The following is an 18,339-nucleotide window of genomic DNA, read 5'->3' as shown; positions in this document are numbered from 1 at the left end:
AAAGTCATATTTCTATTGTCTGGTTATAGTTTCGCCAGCATTGCGCGGGTCACCAGCACCACGCCACCTTCCGAACGGTAGAAACGGCGGCTGTCTTCATCGGCATTCTCACCAATCACCATGCCTTCAGGGATCTGACAAGCGCGGTCAATAACGCATTTGCGTAAACGGCATGAACGACCCACATTCACATCCGGCAGGATGATGGCCGAATCGATATTGCAGAAAGAATTGACACGTACCCGCGGGAACAACACGGAATGCACCACCACCGAACCGGAAACAATCACGCCACCGGCCACCAGCGAATTCATGGTCATACCGTGGCTGCCTGAGCGATCCTGCACAAATTTGGCGGGCGGCAGCGGCTCCATATGGGTACGGATCGGCCAGTCGCGGTCGTACATATCCAGTTCCGGGGTGACAGAAGCCAGATCCAGATTGGCGCGCCAGTAAGCATCGAGCGTACCGACATCACGCCAGTACGGCGGCGCTTCATCGTTTTGCGTGACGCAGGACAGGCCAAACGGATGCGCGCGGGCGACGCCCTGACGGGTCAGTTTCGGGATCAGATCTTTGCCGAAATCATGGCTCGACTCTTCACTCGCCATGTCTTCTTCAAGCATGCGAAACAGATAGTCTGCATTAAAAATGTAGATGCCCATGCTCGCCAGCGCCATATCGGGATTGCCGGGCATCGGCGGCGGGTCTTTGGGTTTTTCGACGAAACTGGTGATGTGATAATCCTCAGTGACGCCGATAACACCGAATTCACTGGCCTCGGCGCGCGGCACTTCCAGGCAGGCGACGGTACATTCACCGCCTTTCTGCACGTGGTCGATCAACATCCGCGAGTAGTCCATTTTGTAGATATGATCACCCGCCAGGATCACCACAAATTCAGCGTTGTAACGGCGGATAATATCCAGATTCTGATAAACCGCATCGGCGGTCCCTTTGTACCAGTGCTCGGTACTGTGACGTTGCTGGGCCGGGAGTAAATCCACGAATTCGTTCATTTCTTCGTTAAAGAAAGACCAGCCGCGCTGGATATGCTGCACCAGCGTATGTGACTGATATTGCGTGATCACGCCGATGCGGCGAATGCCGGAGTTCAGGCAATTTGACAGAGCGAAATCAATGATGCGGAATTTTCCGCCAAAATGAACGGCGGGTTTTGCCCGGGTTGCGGTCAAATCTTTCAGTCTTGAACCACGGCCCCCGGCAAGGATCAATGCCACGGATTTCAGCGGCAACTGTCTTGCCAGCATGACCGGGTCCCGGTTATCTAATGTCGCCATAACGGACTCCTTCGTTTTTATAATGACCGGCTCTGTGGAGTGAAATCTTGTAGGACACAGAGGGTTTTTGCTGCCGCCCGCCATTGCGAGCCTTCCATGACACGCCGGGGTTCCTCATCAAAAAGCACACTATTGAACGGTGCAACCGGCTGCCAGTTTCCCGGCGGCAGGTGCAAATCCACCTCGTGCAGCGAGGCATTCACGATAACCAGCCAGCGCTGTGACAGGCAGATTTGCAGCCACTGCTGCGGGCCCTGCTCCCAGTCACCGGGGCTCATCGGTTGCCCCTGTTGATTCAGCCATTGCACGTCGTCGCCGCCTTCCTGCCACCAGCGATTTTGCGTCAGTGCCGGAATTTTCCGGCGCAGCGCAATCAGCGCACAGGTATAGGCTGTCAGGCTGTCATCCGCGTTTTCCCAGTCGAGCCAGGTCAGCGGATTGTCCTGACAATAGGCGTTGTTGTTGCCAGACTGGCTGTTACCGAGTTCATCACCGGCCAGCAACATCGGCGTGCCCTGTGACAGAAACAGCGTTGCCAGCAAAGCACGCTGACTGAGACGGCGCTGTTGCAGAACTTGTGCAGACGCCGCCAGCCCTTCTTCGCCGTGGTTTTGGCTGAAATTTTCATTGTGGCCATCGCGATTTTCTTCGCCGTTAGCCTGATTGTGTTTCTGGTTAAAACTCACAAGATCGCGCAGCGTGAAACCGTCGTGTGCCGTCAGCATATTCACGCTGGCGCAGGGTTCGCGTTGTGCGGGATTGAATTTGTCGGCAGAAGCCGCGAAACGTCCGGCAAACTGGCCGAGGGAGGTGTCGCCGTGCAGCCAGAACTGACGCATATCGTCGCGCCAGATATCGCTCCATTCAGCAAACGGCGCCGGGAAATTGCCGAGCTGATAGCCGCCTGTACCGATATCCCAGGGTTCTGCGATGAGTTTGACCTGCGAGAGAGTGGCATCCTGCTTAATGGCGTTGAACAGCGGCGATTGCGCACTGAACTCCGGCGTTCTGCCGAGAACGGTGGCTAAATCAAAACGGAAGCCATCGACATGACATTCGCGTACCCAGTAATGCAGGCAGTCAATTGTCCAGGCGATGACCTCATCGTCCATCAGGCGCAGCGTGTTGCCGCAGCCGGTCATGTTGTTGTCGGAACCGTCTTCGTTGAGCCAGTAATAACTGGCGTTATCAATGCCGCGAAACGAGATAAACGGCCCGTCGATATCCAGCTCGGCACTGTGATTGAACACCACGTCGAGGATCACCTCGATACCCGCCTGATGCAGCGCTTTGACCGCCGACTTAAATTCATTCAGCGCTGACACCCCGCCCGACCCGCTGGCATAACGCGGTTCCACGGCGCACGGTGCCAGCACGTTATAGCCCCAGTAATTGCTGAGTCCGAGACGTTGCAGTCGCGGTTCATCGGCATGATGCTGCACCGGCAGCAGTTCTATCGCGGTGACACCCAGATGCTGCAAATATTCAAGCATCACCGGATGTGCCAGCCCGGCATACGTGCCGCGAATCGCTGCCGGAATATGCGGATGCTGGCGGGTCAGGCCGCGTACATGCGCCTCGTAAATCACCGTTTCACCCCAGGGTGTCGCAGGCGGTTTATCATCACCCCAGTTGAAATTTCCGGCGACCACCACGGATTTCGGCGCAACGACAGCGCTGTCTTTATCGTCCGGTGCATCGGTGCCGCCGGTGAACCGTGCGTTGTCGAGCAATACGCCATCAATGGCGCGTGCGCTCGGGTCGATCAGGACTTTTTTCGGGTTAAACCGGTGACCCTTTTTCGGGTCGAACGGCCCGTAAATGCGGTAACCGTAACGCTGTCCGGCTTTCAGATCCGGCACAAATCCGTGCCAGAGATTACCGGTTCGCCCCGTCAAAGGCAGATGCTGCTCACTTCCGGTCTCATCAAAAAGACATAACTCCACTTTTTCCGCATGTGCGGAGTACAGGCAAAAATTGACGCCGTTATCTCTGAGATGCGCACCAAAAGGTGCGGGCAGACCGGGAGCGGGCTGTTTCATTACGCCTCCCTTCGCAAATAAACCGTCGCCAGCGGTGGAATAGTCACGCTGATCGAGTGTTCACGCTGATGATGGCCAATATTTTCACTGTAAACATCGCCGCCGTTGCCGACATTGCTGCCACGATAGAAATGCGAATCCGTATTAAGAATTTCGTGATAACACCCGGGACGGCTGATACCGATGCGATAGTGCTCGCGCGGGACCGGCGTAAAGTTACTGATAACGATCACTTCGCCGCCATTTTCATCGCGGCGGGCAAAGGCGAAAATCGAGTTTTCGTGATCGTCGACCACCAGCCATTCAAAGCCCCGCGGGTTGTAATCGAGCTCATACAACGGCGCGTTGGCCCGATAGGTCAGGTTCAGATCGCGTACCAGATGTTGTACGCCGCTGTGCCAGCCACCCGGGTCGTCGAGCAGATGCCAGTCGAGACTTGCGTCGAAATTCCACTCGCGCCCCTGCGCAAATTCATTGCCCATAAACAGCAGTTTTTTACCCGGATGCGCCCACATAAAGCCGTAATAGGCGCGCAGGTTAGCGAACTTCTGCCAGACGTCGCCGGGCATTTTATCCAGCAAGGATTTTTTACCGTGCACCACTTCGTCGTGCGACAGGGGCAATATGAAGTTCTCGCTGTAGGCGTAAAGTACGCCGAATGTCATGAGATTGTGATGGTATTTGCGGTGAACCGGATCAAGCTGCATATAGGTCAGGGAATCATGCATCCAGCCCATATTCCATTTGTAATGGAAACCCAGCCCGTTGGCATCCGGTGGCATGGTGACGCCGGGATAATCGGTGGATTCTTCTGCCAGCGTCACCGCACCGCCGAGTTCGCGGCCAATGGTCTGGTTGGTATATTTCAGGAAGGAAATGGCTTCGAGGTTTTCGCGACCGCCGTAATAATTCGGGATCCACTCTCCGGCTTTACGGCTGTAATCGCGGTAAATCATGGAAGCCACCGCATCGACACGCAGGCCATCAATGCCAAACCGTTCAATCCAGTAAAAACCATTCCCGGCCAGATAGTTACGCACTTCATGGCGGCCATAGTTATAAATCAGCGTGTTCCAGTCCTGATGATAGCCTTCACGCGGATCGGCATATTCGTACAGCGCGGTGCCGTCAAACTGCGCCAGACCATAGGTGTCGCTCGGGAAATGTCCCGGCACCCAGTCGAGAATGACGTTCAGCCCGGCATGATGTGCGGCCTCGACAAAGGCTTTGAATTCCATCGGTGTACCGAACCGACGGGTCGGCGCATACATGCCAAGTGGCTGATAGCCCCAGCTACCGTCGAACGGATGTTCGTTAACCGGCATCAGTTCGATGTGCGTAAAGCCCATCCATTTGGCGTACGAGACTAATTGCTCAGCCAGTTCGCCATAGCTGAGCCAGAAATTATCATCGGCATGACGACGCCAGGAACCCAGATGCACTTCATACACGGAAACCGGCTGATTCAGCGCATTGGCTTTCTTTCTGCTTTCTGAATGCGGCACAACATCCGGTAATTTCCGCACGCACGAAGCGGTGTCCGGACGCATCTGCGCCTCAAACGCATACGGGTCGGCGCGCAGGCTGATCTGCCCGCGGCAGTCGATAATTTCGAATTTATACAGCTGACCTTCACGGACGGCGGGGATAAAGAGTTCCCAGATACCGTTTTCGCGACGCTGACGCATCGGGTGACGGCGGCCGTCCCAGAAGTTGAATTCACCGACCACGGAAACCCGCATGGCGTTCGGTGCCCAGACGGCAAAACTGACACCCTCGACGTCATCCAGCGTTTGCAGATGTGCACCGAGTTTTTCATATGGCCGCAAATGTGTACCTTCTGCCAGCAGCCAGATATCGAGTTCCTGCAACAGTGTGCCGAACCGGTACGGATCATCAATCACCTGGAGATTCTCGCCCCAGCGGACTTCCAGCTTGTAACGAAACGCATTTTTACGGCGCGGGATGAGGCCGACAAAGAAACCACGATCGTCATAACGACGCAGTTCCGCCACCTGTTTACCTTTTTCTACATCAATAACCCAGACCTGATCGGCATCCGGCAACAGGGCGCGCACTTCCAGCCCGGCGGCCACAGAATGCATACCCAAAAGAGAAAAAGGATCAGCGTAGTGGCCAGATATAATTTGATTAATGACGTGCTGATCGGGAAGTACAGACATGTATTTCGTCCTATGATTAATTAAATCAATAAATCCAATAAAATCATTCAGATATTCAATACGAAACGTGATTCCAGTGTGCTCCCCTTTTTATCGCCGATTTGTGATCCGGCTGTGTTTCAGTTTTGCCAAAAGGTGCGTGATGACGCTTACGCTCACAATTTCCAAATAAGTGCTTATTTCAGCTTCTCAAAGAGGCATAGCTCTTCTACTAAGCATAGACAAAGGTTCGAAAAATCAGTGTGAAGAAACCAAGGAATTTTTCGCAAAATGAAATTCAGAGAGTTGCGCTGGAAAAAGGCGGATAAACGGTGAAGTGATTGATGGCAGAGTTAAAAACGGGACACCGTGCTGGTGTCCCGCGGGAAATCATTACGAAGAAAACAGGGCAGTTTTCAACATAGCATCGGGTTACAGAAGAATACGCAACATACGGCGTAAAGGCTCTGCCGCGCCCCACAGCAACTGGTCACCGACGGTGAATGCAGACAGATATTGCGGGCCCATATTCAGTTTACGCAGACGGCCTACCGGCGTGCTCATGGTGCCGGTGACAGCCGCTGGCGTCAGCTCACGCATCGACAATTCGCGGTCATTGGGGATCACGCGAACCCAGTCGTTATGCGAAGCCAGCATCTGTTCGATTTCCGGAATCGACACGTCTTGTTTCAATTTCAGCGTGAAAGCCTGGCTGTGACAACGCAGTGCGCCGATACGAACACACAGGCCATCCACCGGAATAATGCTGGAAGTGCCGAGAATTTTGTTAGTTTCCGCCTGACCTTTCCATTCTTCTTTGGTCTGGCCGTTATCGAGCTGTTTGTCGATCCACGGGATCAGGCCGCCCGCCAGCGGAACACCGAAGTTATCGGTTGGCAGCGTGCCACTGCGGGTCAGCGCGGTCACTTTACGTTCGATGTCCAGAATGGCGGAAGCCGGGTTTTCCAGCTCTTTCGCCACGCTGTTATGCAGCATGCCCATCTGGGTCAGCAGTTCGCGCATGTGACGCGCACCACCGCCGGAGGCCGCCTGATATGTGGCGACAGAGGCCCATTCAATCAGGTCATGAGCAAACAGACCGCCGAGCGACATCAGCATCAGGCTGACGGTACAGTTACCGCCCACAAAGGTTTTAATGCCTTTGTCGATGCCCTGATGGATCACGGCGCTGTTCACCGGGTCGAGGATGATTATCGCGTCATCTTCCATTCTCAGAGAGGATGCTGCGTCAATCCAGTAGCCAGACCAACCGATTTCACGCAGCTTAGGATAGATTTCATTGGTATAATCGCCGCCCTGACAGGTGATGATAATGTCCAGCGCGCTCAGAGCGTCCAGATCATAGGCATCCTGCAAGGTTCCGGACTGACCCGTGAAAGAAGGCGCGGCCTGACCGTGCTGAGAGGTGGAGAAGAATACCGGACGGATAGCGTCGAAATCGCGTTCTTCAATCATGCGTTGCATGAGTACAGAACCGACCATCCCGCGCCAGCCAACGAAACCTACATTTTTCATAATATCTGTCCTGCCCTGAGGGTGATAACTGCTTAAAACGGCTTGAACGCGCATTTGCACTAAGTTAGTGCCTGTTTTGATGCACTGTGCCCCGTTAACGCGCTGGTCTACCACCTTACAAAATGTAGTAGAAGTGGCAAGTGAATTTAATCAATAGTGCAGCTTTTAATAGCAGCGCAACTTATAACAGGCATTTTTTCTGAGGTAGTCATGACCGAAATGATTTCAGCAACCATTTTGCTGTTTTTAATTATGGATCCGCTGGGCAACTTACCGATTTTTATGTCGGTTTTAAAACATCTCGACCCGAAACGTCGCCGGGTCGTGTTAATCCGCGAAATGCTGATCGCACTGATCCTGATGCTGATTTTCCTGTTCGCCGGGGAAAAAATCCTGTCATTCCTGAATTTACGTACCGAAACCGTGTCAATTTCCGGCGGTATTATCCTGTTCCTGATTGCCATCAAAATGATTTTCCCGTCGGAAGAGAAAAGCAGCAGTGGCCTGCCTGCCGGTGAAGAACCCTTCCTCGTACCGATGGCCATCCCGCTGGTTGCTGGTCCGTCGATTCTCGCGACGCTGATGCTGCTTTCGCACCAGTACCCGAATCAGATGAGTCATCTCACGCTGGCGCTGTTTATCGCCTGGGGCATGTCGATGGCGATCCTTCTGCTCTCAAACCTGTTTCTGCGCCTGCTCGGCGACAAAGGCGTCAGCGCCCTCGAACGCCTGATGGGTCTGATTCTGGTCATGCTCTCAACGCAGATGTTCCTCGATGGGATCAGAGCGTATTTGAAGATTTAGCAGGCAGAAGAAACGAAAAAGGCGAGCCGTCTGGCTCGCCTTTTTATGCTAACAATTTGTCGTCAGACGACCATCGACAACAGCAGACATCCCGCCAGACCGCACAGGGAAATGATGGTTTCCAGCACCGACCAGGATTTGAAGGTTTCGACAATGCTCAGGTTGAAATATTCCTTGAACAACCAGAATCCCGGATCGTTGACGTGCGAGAAAATCACGCTGCCGGACCCGACGGCGATCACCATCAACTCAGGGCTGACACCGGTGGTGGCGATCAGTGGTGCGGCGATACCGCCCGCAGTAATCGCTGCCACAGTAGCAGACCCCAACGCGATACGCAGAACCGCCGCAATGGACCAGGCCAGCAGGATTGGCGACAGAGTACTGCCGTGCATCAGGGCCGCGATGTATTTTTCAATACCGCTGTCCACCAGCACCTGTTTGAACGCCCCGCCACCGCCGATGATTAACAACATCATCGCGATAATTTTGATGGAGTCGGTCACGGTCGCCATTACATCTTCCATCTTACGGCCACGGTTCAGACCGAAGGTGAAGATAGCAATCAGCACCGCAATCAGCGTTGCCATCACCGGATCGCCGAAGAATTCAGCATACGCCAGCACCGGGTGGCCTTTCGGCAGGATCATTTCGCAAAGCGCGCGGAATGCCATCAGAATGACCGGTACCAGTGACGTCGCAACGCTGACGCCAAAGCCCGGCATCTCTTCTTCCGTGAAGGTTTTCGGGTTAAACAGACCTTCCGGCACCGGTTTGTCGATACCTTTCAGGAAGCGCGCATACACAGGACCGGCCAGAATAACGGTCGGCACCGCCAGCAGCGAACCAAACAGCAGCGTTTTACCCATATCCGCATGGAAAATCGTCGCAATCGCCGTCGGGCCAGGGTGCGGAGGCAGGAATCCGTGTGTGACGGATAACGCGGCCGCCATCGGAACGCCGACATACAGCAATGGCAAACGCGCCGCCGCGGCCACAGTGAAGACCAGTGGCAACATCAGCACGAAACCGACTTCATAGAACAGGGCAAACCCGACGATGAAACCGGTCAGCACAATCGCCCACTGAATGTGTTCGCGACCAAATTTTTCGATAAGCGTGGTCGCGATACGTTGTGCGCCACCGCAATCCGCCAGCATTTTACCGAGCATGGCACCGAAGCCCATGATCAGCGCAAGACTGCCAAGCGTCCCACCCACCCCGTTTTTGATCGAGGTGATGACTTTATCGACCGGCATTCCCTGCATAATCCCCACCGCCAGCGCGACAAGAATCAGTGCAATGAAGCCATTAAGCTTAAATCGGATCATAAGTAACAACAGCAGTGCGACACCCACCGCTACAATAACTAATGGCATATTCTTCCCCTCACGCTGTCACCCGGGTATGGCTAAAAACCGGGTGAAGCATTGTTTTAATTTTCAAGATGTTGTAGGAATTAACAGTGCTACGGGTACAGACCGCGACCGCTAAAACAGCAGTGCATTCCTTTGTGATATTAGTCACATCTCCATTTGTTACCGGTATCATGATACCGGTAACATGGTAATATTAGGACTCACTACACAGTCAAAATGTTCATTTTGGGATAGAGATCATACTTATGGCAGGACAAAGCATCATTCTGATGGGCGTGTCAGGCAGCGGTAAATCCACCGTCGGCGCGGCACTGGCCCGTGAAATTAACGCGAAATTTATCGACGGTGATGATCTTCATCCCCGCGCCAATATTCAAAAGATGGCCAGCGGCACGCCACTGAACGACGATGACCGCGCGCCGTGGTTATTGCGCCTCAACGACGCGGCTTACAGCCTGCGCCATAAAAATGAAACCGGCATCATTGTCTGTTCCGCACTGAAACGTCGCTACCGTGACGCCCTGCGTAAAGACAACGAAGGCATGGTATTCATCTACATGAAAGGCAGTTTTGAAGTGATCGCCGAGCGCCTGAAAGCGCGTGCCGGACATTTCATGCCGACCGATTTACTGCGCAGCCAGTTCGATGCGCTCGAAGAACCGGGCGAAGACGAACCGGATGTGTTGCGGGTGAATATCGACCATAAGTTTGAAGGTGTGGTAGATCGTTGTATCGCGGCTTTGAAGACGGTACAGAAGTAAGACTTTCTCCTCCCCCTGCGTGGACTGAACCCCTAAACTTGGACACCAGGTTAGTGCAGGGGGAACATTTGAGTCCGGTAATCTGCTGGACTCATTCCACCCAACTTCATCTTTATTCTATCGTGGTTATAGTAAGCGACATACGCTTCTATCGACTCAGCCAGTTTTTCCCTGCTCTCGAACTTATAACCGTGGAACATCTCCGTCTTCAACACCGCAAAAAAGCTTTCCATTGCGGCATTGTCATAGCAATTGCCTTTTCGCGACATGCTCTGTCTTATCCCTGCCTCTTTGAGCCTTTTTTGCCACGAAGGCATCCTATATTGCCAGCCCTGATCGCTATGTAGAATGGCTTTTTTTCTGACGTAACCTGATGTAAGTAAATCATTTAGCATCTTTTCAGTCAGCTCGAAAGTCGGCCGCGTACCTATACTCATCGCGATGATTTCTGCATTGTATAAATCCATGACCGGCGATAAATACAGTTTATCCCCGCCCACATTGAACTCGGTAACATCCGTCACCAGCTTTACCCCCGGTCCGGAGGCGTTAAATTTCCGTCTCAGCAGATTGGGCGCTGGCGCCATCCCGATATCGTCCTTATAACTCCGGTATTTTTTAGGCCGCACCCGCGCCTGTACATCCATTTCCCGCATCAGGCGGAACACCTTTTTATGATTGACCCGCACGCCCTGATTGCGCAGTTCTAACGTGACGCGGCGATAGCCATAGCACCGCTTATGGCGGATGGCCAGTTGCCCGATGGCGTCACATAACGTCACGTCATCCCCGGCTTGCTCCCGCGATTGCCACCAGTACCAGGTGCTTCGTGGCAACCTCGCAGATTTCAACAGATCCTGGAGACGGTGTTCTCCGATTAATGCCCTGATGGCGTGGATTTTTTCTTCCGTTCTGTTTTTGACTTCATCAGGGCGTCGAGCTTTTCGTTGTAAGCGCGTTCAGCACGCAGATAGCGCACCTCTTCCAGAAGCTCGGCAGGCGTCATGTCTTCAGGCTTTATCTCAGGTTTTTGCGTTTTCTGCGCCATGTTATTCCTCTCTTTCAGAGCTGGAAAAGCTGAGTTTTTAGCAGCCAGGATCCAGCGTTTGATTGTCTGATAATCAGCAATATTAAATCGGGCGGCGGCAGAACGCATAGAAAGATGTTCGCGAAGAGTCACATCCACGACATGAGCACGAAACTGTTCGGAATAGATGCGAGTCGCCTTACGAAAAGCCTGCTCACCGTGAAATTGATAGGCGGCAGTCCATGCACGAAGTGAGGATGCCGGAACCTGATATTTGCGGGCGGTAATTTTGAAGCCATCATGGCCGTCAAGATAGTGCCTGACGGCTATCATTTTGATTTGAAAATCGTACTTCATACTAAACTCCGAATGAGGATTAAAACGTCCAACATTCGGGGTTCAGTTCATGCGAAGGGGGAGGTCGGGAGGGGGTTTTAATGGCAGCGCTGTCATCCGCAAAACCCACCCCCCATCCCAGCCTTCCCCTCGTGAGAGGGGAAGGAGTAAAAGATCAGATGCTTCCACCCGCAGATATCGTAAACCCCACATCCACCATTCTCGGCACCACTTCTTCGCCGCGAAGTCTCGCCAGCAGGCGTTCGGCGGAGATTTGCCCCATTCTTTCGCGCGGTGTCAGCACGCTGGCGAGCGGTGGCTCCATCGCCTGTCCCATGTTGTGCCCATGAAAACCGGCAATCGCCATTTGTGAAGGGATTTTCAGCCCCTGACGCTGACATTCAAAGAATGCGCCCGCCGCGAGGTCATCGTTGGTGCAGAAAATACTGTCGATTTGTGGCCAGTCTTTTTGCGCCTGTCGCAGTAATTCCGCGCCGCCGCTGTAGCTGGAAGAACGGCTGGTCATCACACTGTAAGGCTCCAGCCCGGATTCACGCATCGCCTGCTCGTAACCCTGCTGTTTGATAATGGTACGTTCATCCTGCCGAGCGCCGAAATACACCACATGACGATGGCCGCGCGCGATAATTTGTTGCGTCATCTGTCGTGCGGCTTCGAAGTTGTTGAAGCCAACCGCCAGATCCACGCACGGCGACACGCAATCCATCATCTCCACCACCGGAATACCGGCCACTTCAATCATCTTCAGCGTTCGCGCCGTGTGATGGCGTTCGGACAAAATCAGCCCGTCGATATTGTAGGAAAGCAGTGAGGTCAGGCGCTGTTCTTCCCGCTCCTGGCTGTAGCCGTAGTGCGCCAGCATGGTCTGATAGCCGTGGATATCGGTCACGCTTTCGATGCCACGCAGCACTTCCGCAAACACCTGGTTGGTCAGCGACGGCAGCAGCACGCCGATGGCGCGGCTTTTTGCGTTGGAAAGAATGTCAGGGGCACGGTTGGGGATATAACCCAGCTCGTCGAGTGCCGCTGAAATCTTTTCCTGCAACGCGCCGGAAACCTGTTCAGGATTACGTAAATAACGGCTGACCGTCATTTTTGTGACGCCCACTTTGTCGGCAACATCCTGGAGTACGGGTCTTTTTTTCTTCATATTCATCAATGAGATGGTGCCGCTGAAAAGGTTAAGGGATCAGAGAGTGATGTTAGCAAACATTCGCGCAGGCGGATATCCGTTGCTGCGCGACATGAGAGATTTGTCAGGAAGGTAAAGAGAGCTGGCCGCGAACCGGCGCACTGACGCTGGCGGAAAACTGACCGGTCAGCAGCGCCATGGCTCGTTGCGCCAGTGTTTCCAGCGGATAGGCAATGGCCGGAACGGCAGAAACACCCGGCGGCAGCGTGCTGTCGAGGCTAAACACCATCACGTTTTCCGGCACCGCGCGCCCGCGTTGCATCAGCTGGCGAAGTGCGTCCTGCGCGGTGGCATCGTCCGGCACCAGCAACGCATTGAACGGCACGTTCTGCGCCAGCAGTTGCGTCAGCGCATCGGCCCCGCTGTGTACCAGCCGCCGGTCATAGGGCAACAGAAATTTCTCCAGCGCGAGGTGATATCCCTGAAGGATTTGTCCGGCGGTTTCATGACTCTCCGGATTGATCAGGGCAATCTGTCTGCGCCCTTGTTTCAGCACATACTGACAGGCGGTTTCGGCGGCAAAGCTGCGGTCAAAATGAATACTGCGCTCTGAATCCGCATCCAGACAGTCAATGGTGATGACGTTGTCGGGCAGTTTTGGCAGCGGAAAACGGGCGCCGATCACAATCATCGCATCGCACAATCCTCTGCCGATTTCGTCCACGGAATGCGTCAGGCTCGCCGCGTCGGTGGCAAAACGCAGCAGCAAATATTTCTGATTCAGCCGCAACTCTTTTTCCAGCGCGTGGAGATAACCGGTCGACTGATTGATGTTTTCGGTCGCGCAAATGACCCCGATACAACCGGTGGACTGCGTGGACAGCGACTGCGCAATCACACTCGGTTTGTATTGCAGTGTTTCAACCGCCTGCATCACAGCCAGGCGGCTTTCTTCTTTGACACCGCGGCTGCCACTCAGGACACGGGACACCGTCGCTTTCGACACCTTCGCCAGCCGCGAAACGTCGTTAATGTTTGCCATGTCTTTCCTTGCGTTAATCGAAACCGTTATTTTTAGACACCGCCGCGAACCATTCGCCGCTTTTCTTCACCGTACGCTTCTGCGTTTCCAGATCCAGCTGGATAAAACCATACCGGTTTTTATAGGCATTCATCCATGACCAGCAATCAATAAATGTCCACATGTGATAGCCGAGACAGCCGCTGCCTTCCTGCAACGCCCGGTGCAGCCACTTCAGGTGCCCGCTGACAAACTCGATGCGGTAATCATCCTCAATCCTGCCGTCCTTTTCGAAGCGCAGTTCATGCTCTACGCCCATGCCGTTTTCGGAAATGAAACAGCGCGGATTGCCGTAGTTTTCACGCAGATTAGTCAGGATATCGTAAATGCCTTGTTCGTAGATTTCCCAGCCACGGTGCGGGTTCATTTTGCGGCCCGGCATGACATAGTTATCGAAGAACCATTCCGGCATAAACGGACTTTCAGGATTGACCATACTGTCGCGGCACTGAATGCGGCGCGGCTGGTAATAGTTGATGCCGAGCAAATCTACCACACCCTGTTGCAGCAGCTCTTTGTCGCCCTGCTGGCAGGCCGGAAGCTGATGGTGCTTTTTCAGCAGTTCCACCAGTTCCTGCGGATATTCACCGCGCAGCGCCGGGTCGAGGAAACTGCGGTTAAACATCAGGTCCGCAATGTTAGCGGCTTTCAGGTCAGCCGGATTCTGTGACCGCGGGTAAGACGGCGTCAGGTTGAGGATAATGCCGATTTCGCCGCTGAGATGGCGGGCACGGTAGGCTTTTACCGCCAGCGAATGCGCCAGCATGGTGTGATACGCCACGGTGGCCGCGCGTTTGAAATCCACCACGTTCGGGTAATGGAAATCATACAGATAGCCGCCTTCCACCGGCACCACCGGTTCGTTGAAGGTGAACCAGTGCTTCACACGGTCACCGAACAGTTCAAAACAGGTATCGGCATATTTTGCATAAGCCTGCACCACCTCGCGGTTTTCCCAGCCGCCGATTTCCTGCATCGCCATCGGCATATCGAAGTGGAACAAATTGATAAACGGCTGCACACCCTGCGCCAGCATTTCGTCGATCACCTGATTATAAAAAGTGACCGCTTCCTGATTGACGTCGCCGCGTCCGTTGGGAATTAAACGCGCCCAGGAAATCGACGTACGAAACGTGTTGTGGTTCAGCTGTTTCAGCAGCGCGATATCTTCGCGCCAGTTTTTATAAAACGTCGATGTATCCTGCGGGCCGACGTCGTTGTGAAAACGTGTCGGCTGCTGTGAATACCAGTGATCCCATACCGTCGCGCTTTTGCCGTGGCTCAGTGTTTCACCTTCCGTCTGCGGCGCTGAGCTGGCACTGCCCCACCAGAATTCTTTTGGAAATGCGTATTTCATCGTGATCCTCGCTGTCCGTTAGCTTTACGTTTTTAACTGTGAATGGTTAAGAATTCGCCGGCACGGCATTGCCCGCCGTCTGTGCCGTGGCTTTTTCCGCTTCCTGTTTCAGCAACGTACGTTCATAGGCTTTCAGGAACGGGTAATACATTACGGCTGATAACACCATACAGAACAGGCACATAATTACCGGGCTGAATGCCCAGTTTGCGGCCCATGACGCACCAATCGGCGCGGGAGTGGTCCAGGGTGTGAGCGAGACCACCTGCGCGACCCAGCCCAGTTTTGTGGCGGTGTAAGCAAAAATAGCGTTCAGCATCGGCACCAGCGTAAACGGCAGGAAGAACACCGGATTCATGATAATCGGCGTGCCGAACAGGATCGGTTCGTTGATGTTGAAGAAGCTCGGCACTACCCCCATCCGGCCAATAGTGCGCAGATGCACGGCCTTACTGCACAGCAATAAAATCGCCAGCGGTAAGGTCGACCCCACGCCTCCAATCAACAGATAGTGATCCCAGAATCCTTGCAGGTAAATGTGTGGCAATGGCGCACCGGCCTGCAACGCCGTCTGATTGAGCGCCAGATTGGTCATCCAGAACGGGTTCATGATGCCGGTGACGATCAGCGCGCCATGGATCCCCGCAAACCACAGCACCTGACAGATAAACACTGAAATTAAAATCGCCGGCAGGGAATCCGAGGCAGACACCAGCGGTGCCAGCAAATGCATGATGGCTTCCGGAATAATCATGCCGGTGGTGGACTGAATAAACAGGTTCAGCGGATGGAGCGTGGCGACAATCACCACCACCGGGATCAGAATCTCAAACGAGCGCGCCACGCCGGTCGGCACTTCTTTCGGCAGGCGGATGGTGATGTTGCGGCGTTTAAGCAACGCATACACTTCAGCGGCATAAATCGCCGTCAGAATGGCGGTGAAGATGCCTTCGCCGGAGAAATATTGGGTGGAGATTTGTTTATCGTGATACGGCGCGGCCACCAGCAGAAAAGCCATAAACGCCAGCAAACCGGTCATGATCGGATCGAGTTTGTAGTGCTTACCGAGGCTCGCACCAATGCCCACCGAAATAAAGAACGTCATGACGCCCATGCTCAGATACCACGGCAACATCAGTTGTTCGCGGTATTTCAGCGACAGATCCAGCCAGCCGCGCGCGAATCCCAGGGTGGTGTCCGGCGAGAAAGGCGGGAAGATGAAGACCAGCATAAAGGAGCCGATAATCATAAATGGCAGCGCCGCGATAAAGCCGTCGCGGATGGCAATGACATGCCGCTGTTGCCCGACGCTGCCCGCCAGTGGCGTGATGTGTTTTTCGATGACGTTAACCATCGCCTGATAAAGGCCACTCATACGCGGCTTCCTTCCTGTGCGATCAGGCCGAAGGCGAAGTCGAGCACGTTATCGCCGCGCTGCATGCCATAATCCATCATGTTGATGGTTTCGACCGGAATGTTGAATTCTGCCGCTCTGGCCGACAAATCAGCCTGCATGTAACGCACCTGCGGCCCGAGCAGCACCACCTGATAATCGCGGAATTTTTCGTCAAACTCGCTGGCACCGAATGCGTCAATCTGCACTTCTTCCCCGCGTTCCGCGGCCACTTCTTTCATCTTGCGCACCAACAAACTGGTCGACATCCCCGCCGAACAACAAAGCATGATTCTTTTCATTTTGCTTCACTCCAGAATGATTAATATTTCTGCCCGTTTTAGCCTGCCGGAGGTATTTGAGGCTTTATGGAAACCGGTTTCCATGGCTTCCGGGGAAATGTGCGAACCTGTTCATAAAATTTCGCACCGATTGTGCGGCAATGTGAAACATTTCACACTTTTGATAAATGTCATTCGCGCAGGAAAGAAGACAAGCTAAAGGGAAAAACACATAACAATTATCACCGGAGCATGAAATAGCGCATCAAGAAAATATTTTGGGTTATCAAAAATAAAAACCAAATCCAATGAATATCATTGACTGCGTTCTGTTAAAAAGTGATATCGAATGATTTTATCCACTGAAGATTAATAAATACACTGCCCGGCAATTACCGCTTATTATCTGTAAGGAATGCCCGATGCCGGGGTTTATATACCGTCATATCATACGATTTATTCTGCTGATACTTTGCCTGCCTGATATATTCATCATGAGTGCCAGTGCGGCGAATTACACCGCGCCACTGATTCTGACAAATGATCATAATGCCTCGTCGCCGAAATTGCTGAAAAAAGTCAGTGCAGGCGCGTTCGATTATTACCTGTATAAAGGCGGCAAGACCTCGCCGAAAGACAGGTATTTACGCACTTATCCGGAGCCGGTGCCGCTGCCGGAACCGGAAGCGGTGCCTGATCTGAATCCGGCACCAGAACCCACACCGCAACCGATACCTAAACCGGTGATCGCCTACCGGACGGATATCGTGGGTTACATTGCCGCACCTTTCCTTAACCGGCAGTACGGCTTTAACTCAATGGGGTCTTATCACGAACGTACCGGCGCCAGCGTCAAACACACTCAGGATGGCGCATGGGCACGCGTCGGCGGAACACATGATAATTACGATATCGGACACTTCAGTTTTGACAGCGATATTCGTTATGTGCAGATCGGCAAGGATTTGTATCAGGATGCCACCCCGCGTGGCAACGACGTGCACGCCGGTGTGATGATTACGCTGGGCGATCAAAAAACGAATACCTCGGACAGCGCCCGCGGTCTGGTCGGTGGATCCGCCGACACCGGGGATATCTCCACCGATGCTTACGGCATTGGCGGTTATTACACCCTGAAAACCCATGAGGGTGCGTATCTGGATTTCGTCGGGCAATACACCGCTTACCGCACCGATTTTCACAGTGAAAGCGACGCCAGCCAGGATGGCTACAGTGTGGCGTTTTCAGCCGAAGGCGGCATCCCGTTTGCGATAACCCAAAGCTGGAGGCTCGAACCTCAGACGCAGGTGATTTATCAGTATCTGCACATGAAAGGGTTCAGTGACGGTATAGCCTCGGTGGAAAAAACGACTGACAGCAGCGTGCAGGCACGGGCCGGTCTGCGGCTTTCTCATCTGCCGCAAATAGATCAGCCCAACATTACGCCGTACCTGAACCTTGATGCGGTAACGACTTTCAGCGATGCGCCCGCCGTCACCATCGGCAGCACTGAGATTTCACCTGACTTCACGCAAAGCGCCTGGAAAGCAGGCGGCGGGATCACCGCACCGCTGAGCAGAAATTCATCGTTTTACACCAGCGTAAATTATCAGCGTGGCTTTGACGGCAAACAGGAAGGTTACCGGGGCAATATCGGTATTAATGTCAGCTTCAAATGACGAATGAATGATGCAAAAAAGGCGATGCCGGAGCACCGCCTTTTGCT

At 53.6% G+C, this 18,339-nt stretch carries 15 protein-coding genes; 3 read left to right on the top strand and 12 right to left on the bottom strand.

The window, feature by feature from the left end:
- Window positions 1-23: 23 nt before the first annotated feature.
- The 4 genes from glgC to asd form a co-directional block, all read right to left on the bottom strand.
- Entirely contained in the window at window positions 24-1,301 is a 1,278-nt protein-coding gene (gene glgC, locus RAHAQ2_RS01085) for a glucose-1-phosphate adenylyltransferase (protein WP_014333484.1), read from the bottom strand.
- Between the two features lie 17 nt (window positions 1,302-1,318).
- A complete protein-coding gene (gene glgX, locus RAHAQ2_RS01080) occupies window positions 1,319-3,343 on the bottom strand; it encodes a glycogen debranching protein GlgX (protein ID WP_014333483.1) in 2,025 nt (674 codons plus the stop codon).
- A complete protein-coding gene (gene glgB / locus RAHAQ2_RS01075; protein WP_014333482.1) occupies window positions 3,343-5,526 on the bottom strand; it encodes a 1,4-alpha-glucan branching protein GlgB in 2,184 nt (727 codons plus the stop codon). The genes glgX and glgB overlap by 1 nt, the downstream gene beginning before the upstream one ends.
- A 411-nt stretch (window positions 5,527-5,937) precedes the next feature.
- On the bottom strand, window positions 5,938-7,041 hold the full coding sequence (gene asd / locus RAHAQ2_RS01070) for an aspartate-semialdehyde dehydrogenase (protein WP_014333481.1): 1,104 nt from the start codon (window positions 7,039-7,041) through the stop codon (window positions 5,938-5,940).
- Between the two features lie 210 nt (window positions 7,042-7,251).
- On the opposite strand from asd, the gene RAHAQ2_RS01065 reads away from it, so the two are divergent.
- A complete protein-coding gene (locus RAHAQ2_RS01065; RefSeq protein WP_013573548.1) occupies window positions 7,252-7,845 on the top strand; it encodes a YhgN family NAAT transporter in 594 nt (197 codons plus the stop codon).
- Between the two features lie 62 nt (window positions 7,846-7,907).
- Here RAHAQ2_RS01065 and gntT read toward each other — a convergent pair whose 3' ends face one another.
- Entirely contained in the window at window positions 7,908-9,224 is a 1,317-nt protein-coding gene (gntT, locus tag RAHAQ2_RS01060) for a gluconate transporter (RefSeq protein ID WP_014333480.1), read from the bottom strand.
- Window positions 9,225-9,469: 245 nt separating this feature from the next.
- On the opposite strand from gntT, the gene RAHAQ2_RS01055 reads away from it, so the two are divergent.
- Window positions 9,470-9,985: a gluconokinase gene (locus RAHAQ2_RS01055; RefSeq protein ID WP_013573544.1), complete on the top strand. Its 516-nt coding sequence runs from the start codon at window positions 9,470-9,472 to the stop codon at window positions 9,983-9,985.
- 50 nt (window positions 9,986-10,035) lie between these two features.
- Here RAHAQ2_RS01055 and RAHAQ2_RS01050 read toward each other — a convergent pair whose 3' ends face one another.
- From RAHAQ2_RS01050 to RAHAQ2_RS01020, 7 genes are all read right to left on the bottom strand, one after another.
- Window positions 10,036-10,863 (bottom strand): IS3 family transposase, encoded by an 828-nt coding sequence (locus RAHAQ2_RS01050; RefSeq protein ID WP_238532068.1) that lies wholly within the window; start codon window positions 10,861-10,863, stop codon window positions 10,036-10,038.
- Window positions 10,863-11,369, bottom strand: coding sequence for a transposase (locus RAHAQ2_RS01045; protein ID WP_014333478.1), 507 nt, complete (start codon window positions 11,367-11,369; stop codon window positions 10,863-10,865). Before RAHAQ2_RS01045 ends, RAHAQ2_RS01050 begins: the two co-directional genes overlap by 1 nt.
- A 154-nt stretch (window positions 11,370-11,523) precedes the next feature.
- Entirely contained in the window at window positions 11,524-12,519 is a 996-nt protein-coding gene (gene gntR / locus RAHAQ2_RS01040) for a gluconate operon transcriptional repressor GntR (protein WP_014411484.1), read from the bottom strand.
- A gap of 106 nt (window positions 12,520-12,625) precedes the next feature.
- Window positions 12,626-13,543: a LacI family DNA-binding transcriptional regulator gene (locus tag RAHAQ2_RS01035; protein WP_014333477.1), complete on the bottom strand. Its 918-nt coding sequence runs from the start codon at window positions 13,541-13,543 to the stop codon at window positions 12,626-12,628.
- A 13-nt stretch (window positions 13,544-13,556) separates the two neighbouring features.
- Window positions 13,557-14,939, bottom strand: coding sequence for a glycoside hydrolase family 1 protein (locus RAHAQ2_RS01030; protein ID WP_014333476.1), 1,383 nt, complete (start codon window positions 14,937-14,939; stop codon window positions 13,557-13,559).
- Window positions 14,940-14,985: 46 nt separating this feature from the next.
- Window positions 14,986-16,314 carry a PTS sugar transporter subunit IIC gene (locus RAHAQ2_RS01025; RefSeq protein ID WP_014333475.1) on the bottom strand — a complete coding sequence of 443 codons (1,329 nt, stop codon included), beginning with the start codon at window positions 16,312-16,314 and terminating at the stop codon, window positions 14,986-14,988.
- Window positions 16,311-16,634 (bottom strand): PTS sugar transporter subunit IIB, encoded by a 324-nt coding sequence (locus tag RAHAQ2_RS01020; RefSeq protein WP_014333474.1) that lies wholly within the window; start codon window positions 16,632-16,634, stop codon window positions 16,311-16,313. Before RAHAQ2_RS01020 ends, RAHAQ2_RS01025 begins: the two co-directional genes overlap by 4 nt.
- A 401-nt stretch (window positions 16,635-17,035) precedes the next feature.
- On the opposite strand from RAHAQ2_RS01020, the gene RAHAQ2_RS01015 reads away from it, so the two are divergent.
- Window positions 17,036-18,292, top strand: a complete 1,257-nt coding sequence (locus tag RAHAQ2_RS01015; RefSeq protein ID WP_014333473.1) for an autotransporter family protein — start codon at window positions 17,036-17,038, stop codon at window positions 18,290-18,292.
- Window positions 18,293-18,339: the final 47 nt, after the last annotated feature.

Origin of the sequence: Rahnella aquatilis CIP 78.65 = ATCC 33071 (genome assembly GCF_000241955.1) — a bacterium.
In the GTDB taxonomy this organism is placed as follows: domain Bacteria; phylum Pseudomonadota; class Gammaproteobacteria; order Enterobacterales; family Enterobacteriaceae; genus Rahnella; species Rahnella aquatilis.
Note: the sequence above shows the minus strand (reverse complement) of the source record. Positions and strands in the feature narration are given on the sequence as shown.

Excerpts from the sequence above, each read along its gene's own strand:
- RAHAQ2_RS01065 (WP_013573548.1), top strand. The coding sequence starts at position 7,252 with ATGACCGAAATGATTTCAGCAACCATTTTGCTGTTTTTAATTATGGAT.
- gntT (WP_014333480.1), bottom strand. The coding sequence starts at position 9,224 with ATGCCATTAGTTATTGTAGCGGTGGGTGTCGCACTGCTGTTGTTACTT.
- glgB (WP_014333482.1), bottom strand. The coding sequence starts at position 5,526 with ATGTCTGTACTTCCCGATCAGCACGTCATTAATCAAATTATATCTGGC.
- glgX (WP_014333483.1), bottom strand. The coding sequence starts at position 3,343 with ATGAAACAGCCCGCTCCCGGTCTGCCCGCACCTTTTGGTGCGCATCTC.
- glgC (WP_014333484.1), bottom strand. The coding sequence starts at position 1,301 with ATGGCGACATTAGATAACCGGGACCCGGTCATGCTGGCAAGACAGTTG.
- RAHAQ2_RS01035 (WP_014333477.1), bottom strand. The coding sequence starts at position 13,543 with ATGGCAAACATTAACGACGTTTCGCGGCTGGCGAAGGTGTCGAAAGCG.
- gntR (WP_014411484.1), bottom strand. The coding sequence starts at position 12,519 with ATGAAGAAAAAAAGACCCGTACTCCAGGATGTTGCCGACAAAGTGGGC.
- RAHAQ2_RS01025 (WP_014333475.1), bottom strand. The coding sequence starts at position 16,314 with ATGAGTGGCCTTTATCAGGCGATGGTTAACGTCATCGAAAAACACATC.
- RAHAQ2_RS01045 (WP_014333478.1), bottom strand. The coding sequence starts at position 11,369 with ATGAAGTACGATTTTCAAATCAAAATGATAGCCGTCAGGCACTATCTT.
- RAHAQ2_RS01015 (WP_014333473.1), top strand. The coding sequence starts at position 17,036 with ATGCCGGGGTTTATATACCGTCATATCATACGATTTATTCTGCTGATA.
- asd (WP_014333481.1), bottom strand. The coding sequence starts at position 7,041 with ATGAAAAATGTAGGTTTCGTTGGCTGGCGCGGGATGGTCGGTTCTGTA.
- RAHAQ2_RS01020 (WP_014333474.1), bottom strand. The coding sequence starts at position 16,634 with ATGAAAAGAATCATGCTTTGTTGTTCGGCGGGGATGTCGACCAGTTTG.
- RAHAQ2_RS01055 (WP_013573544.1), top strand. The coding sequence starts at position 9,470 with ATGGCAGGACAAAGCATCATTCTGATGGGCGTGTCAGGCAGCGGTAAA.
- RAHAQ2_RS01030 (WP_014333476.1), bottom strand. The coding sequence starts at position 14,939 with ATGAAATACGCATTTCCAAAAGAATTCTGGTGGGGCAGTGCCAGCTCA.